The organism is Mesorhizobium sp. M0040 (assembly GCF_040323505.1).
In the GTDB taxonomy this organism is placed as follows: domain Bacteria; phylum Pseudomonadota; class Alphaproteobacteria; order Rhizobiales; family Rhizobiaceae; genus Mesorhizobium.
Map to the genome: position 1 here is coordinate 1 of NZ_JAMYVA010000118.1, position 2,555 is coordinate 2,555.

At 58.2% G+C, this 2,555-nt stretch carries 4 protein-coding genes; 3 read left to right on the top strand and 1 reads right to left on the bottom strand.

Annotation, left to right across the window (positions count from 1 at the left end):
• Window positions 1–89 precede the first annotated feature (89 nt).
• On the top strand, window positions 90–353 hold the full coding sequence (gene tnpB, locus NKJ91_RS33470) for an IS66 family insertion sequence element accessory protein TnpB (protein WP_352458907.1): 264 nt from the start codon (window positions 90–92) through the stop codon (window positions 351–353).
• A gap of 84 nt (window positions 354–437) precedes the next feature.
• Here the strand turns inward: tnpB and NKJ91_RS33475 are convergent, their stop codons facing one another.
• The gene (locus tag NKJ91_RS33475; RefSeq protein WP_352458908.1) at window positions 438–572 is read right to left on the bottom strand and encodes a hypothetical protein; all 135 of its coding nucleotides are present in this window, start codon (window positions 570–572) and stop codon (window positions 438–440) included.
• Between the two features lie 1,141 nt (window positions 573–1,713).
• On the opposite strand from NKJ91_RS33475, the gene NKJ91_RS33480 reads away from it, so the two are divergent.
• Window positions 1,714–1,941 (top strand): hypothetical protein, encoded by a 228-nt coding sequence (locus tag NKJ91_RS33480; RefSeq protein WP_352458909.1) that lies wholly within the window; start codon window positions 1,714–1,716, stop codon window positions 1,939–1,941.
• A 355-nt stretch (window positions 1,942–2,296) separates the two neighbouring features.
• The gene (locus tag NKJ91_RS33485) at window positions 2,297–2,539 is read left to right on the top strand and encodes a DUF982 domain-containing protein (protein ID WP_352458910.1); all 243 of its coding nucleotides are present in this window, start codon (window positions 2,297–2,299) and stop codon (window positions 2,537–2,539) included.
• Window positions 2,540–2,555: the final 16 nt, after the last annotated feature.

Consider the following 2,555-nt stretch of genomic DNA (forward strand, 5'->3'; position numbering starts at 1 on the left):
ACATGGCAGCAGCCGCGAGAACAGAGGATGAAACGGATGCGTGATCCGCACTAATTGCGTAACTGCGTTCGTAGAGTCTGCATTCCCAAGTGAGGTACAAGCGTTTGGAGGATGGGGAGTTCCGCTGGCCGAAAGTACATGACGGCATGATGCGGCTGACGGCCGCGCAGCTCTCGGCGCTACTCGAAGGTCTCGACTGGCGGCGCGTCCTCGCTTCATCACAACGAGCTAGGCCACGAGCCATACGATCTCGATTCGTAGTCGGCAGTGATCGACGACCGTCGATGAGCGTTTGGAGATGTCCCTTCACGGCACCTCTATGCGAGCCGGGTCGAGACCAACACCGAGGGTAAGCTCTCGCTCATCTGGCCGGACGCGTTGCCGACTGATCGGCCTAGAACGAATCCCTGTCGCGAGGGCGGACCTTCGCCGGCACGCTATGTCGTGACAGATACCTTGCGCGCTTTCAGCAACGACTTGATGCCGTTGCGGTTGTTGTCGATGCGGCCGCGGCCGTGACCGACCGAAAGCTTCGACAACGCATGCACCGCATGCGACAGGTTGTTGTTCATCCAGGGCGACGGCGCCTACTCCACCGCAACCATGTCGCCCAGTTCTGTCACGACGCTCCGAAGCAGACCTGTTGCCGGCATCGGGTGCCGGGACCACCATGTGATTTCCATAATGCGTAAGAGCCGAAGGCCCATCGCCGGCAACAAGGCGCTCATTGCAGAGAAAGGTTACGATCGATCGGATGCCCGCGTTGGCTTCACGCGAAATGTTGCTGCGCGCCTCCTTCGACAGCGCGCACATGCGACACGTCCTGGCCGGGCGCGCCGCCTGTTGCCGAGAGCGACGATCGCGAATGCGCGAACGGCTGGACGGCAGGTGAAGCGGGGTCGCGATAGGCCCACATCGGACTTGCTTCACCAGTAGTCCGAAGACGCGAGCGACGCACTAGGCTGGACTCGTGCCCTAGCCGTCGGACTCCCGCTTATCCGTTCGTCCGCCCTTTATCCGGCTGGACAGCGCCGCGCCCTTGGGCTGTTCAAACTGCGCTTGCATCTTCCGTACGCGGACAAGCGCGGCCGTTGTATCGCCGTAGTGTCAACCCGCTGTGAGCAAACATTGGACAGAAGCATTCCAAGATTCACGATGTGCAACACCGACGCTAGATCGACATGAATCTTCAGTTCAAAGAGCGAGGATTAATGCTGCGGCAAACGAAGGGGGCACGGGGGGTCTTCGCGCGAGCCAGTTATCCGATCTCCCGCTCAGAAAATTCAGCCAAATATTCCGACCTCCTGATGGAACCCATTCGTTGCGGGCGAGTTGCGGCTCATTGGGACGGACTTCCCGAACATGACAACGAGCAACAAAGCAGACCATCAGTCTGTCTCCGAAGCGTTTCGGAAACTGATCCGTTCCGAAGGCTATCGTCATCACGTACAAACATTCTTAAATCTGGAGGTCGAACCAGAACTGCCGCCAACCCTACAGTCATTACTTGCGGCTATTGATCGGGCCAAACAGGGCCCGACGGAAGAAGGTCCCTAGCCGGCTGGCTGAGCGTCAGGTCAAAGAGTATAGAGGCTCGCTTCGTGGCTTGTCCCCCTGATTCCCACTCAGAAGTTATCAAACATTCTTCTTGATTTTTCTCGACAGAGGATCATGAATGTTCCCTTGGGTTCTCGCTGAGGTGGGAGGCCTTGTATGAACGTTTGGACGAACTGCCGACCCGACAAAGTGACTGCCAAACACCTTGTTCACGAGCTGATCCTACAAGCCCGTCGCGGCCAAATCATCTCCGTCAAAGAGACTATTGCAGCGGTGCGCCGAGACGGGCCACACCTGGCGGAAACTGACTGCGAGCTGGTGGAGCTTATTGTCAATGTTGCCCCAGCCTTTGGCCTGTTCGTCGGGTTCGATCTTCGCGAATAACCGCCTCCTCAACAGGGCGGACCGTGGCGACACGGTCTCGATCAAAGCTGCACTACGCGAAGCTCGGGAGGCTGCGCCTTGCTTGGTGGCCTCTGACGAAGAACTAACCGAGGCGATCGTCGAGGCAGCAACTGCCATGCCTCTGCGTGGCTTTCGACTGTCGCGAGTAGCTGTCAGCCAACTTCAGTCACTGTGGCATCGCGACGAAAGCGCGCCGTCCTGCGCCATTTTCAATAGCTAGAGGAGTAATCCGCAATTACCTTCGCAACCTGCTCACTCTGCCTGTAGAACGGGAACTGGGCTGAGCAAATGTATTTGCTGGAGGAACTTGATCGGGCCGACAAAGAGTGACCGCATGGCTCTCCACTGGTTCAACCCTCCGGTCCCGGTCAAGTCCGAGCGTCCCGGGATCATCCACAACGTCAACAACGCCGAGACTGCCGGCGAGGAGCTGATGAAGTGGACCAAGCGTGGCCCTTGCTGGGACCTCGCGGTGCGCGTTTGCATGGCCGTGATTTTCGACGAGATGGAACCTGAGGAGGCCCGCAAGGCATTCCTGGCTGCTGCAAAAGAGGAGGGGACATTACTCCCCCAATGAGAACTAGCTAAATTGG

What these genes read in the sequence shown, in the direction of transcription:
- NKJ91_RS33480 (WP_352458909.1), top strand. Translation starts at nt 1,714, where the DNA reads ATGAACGTTTGGACGAACTGCCGACCCGACAAAGTGACTGCCAAACAC.
- NKJ91_RS33485 (WP_352458910.1), top strand. Translation starts at nt 2,297, where the DNA reads ATGGCTCTCCACTGGTTCAACCCTCCGGTCCCGGTCAAGTCCGAGCGT.
- NKJ91_RS33475 (WP_352458908.1), bottom strand. Translation starts at nt 572, where the DNA reads ATGAACAACAACCTGTCGCATGCGGTGCATGCGTTGTCGAAGCTTTCG.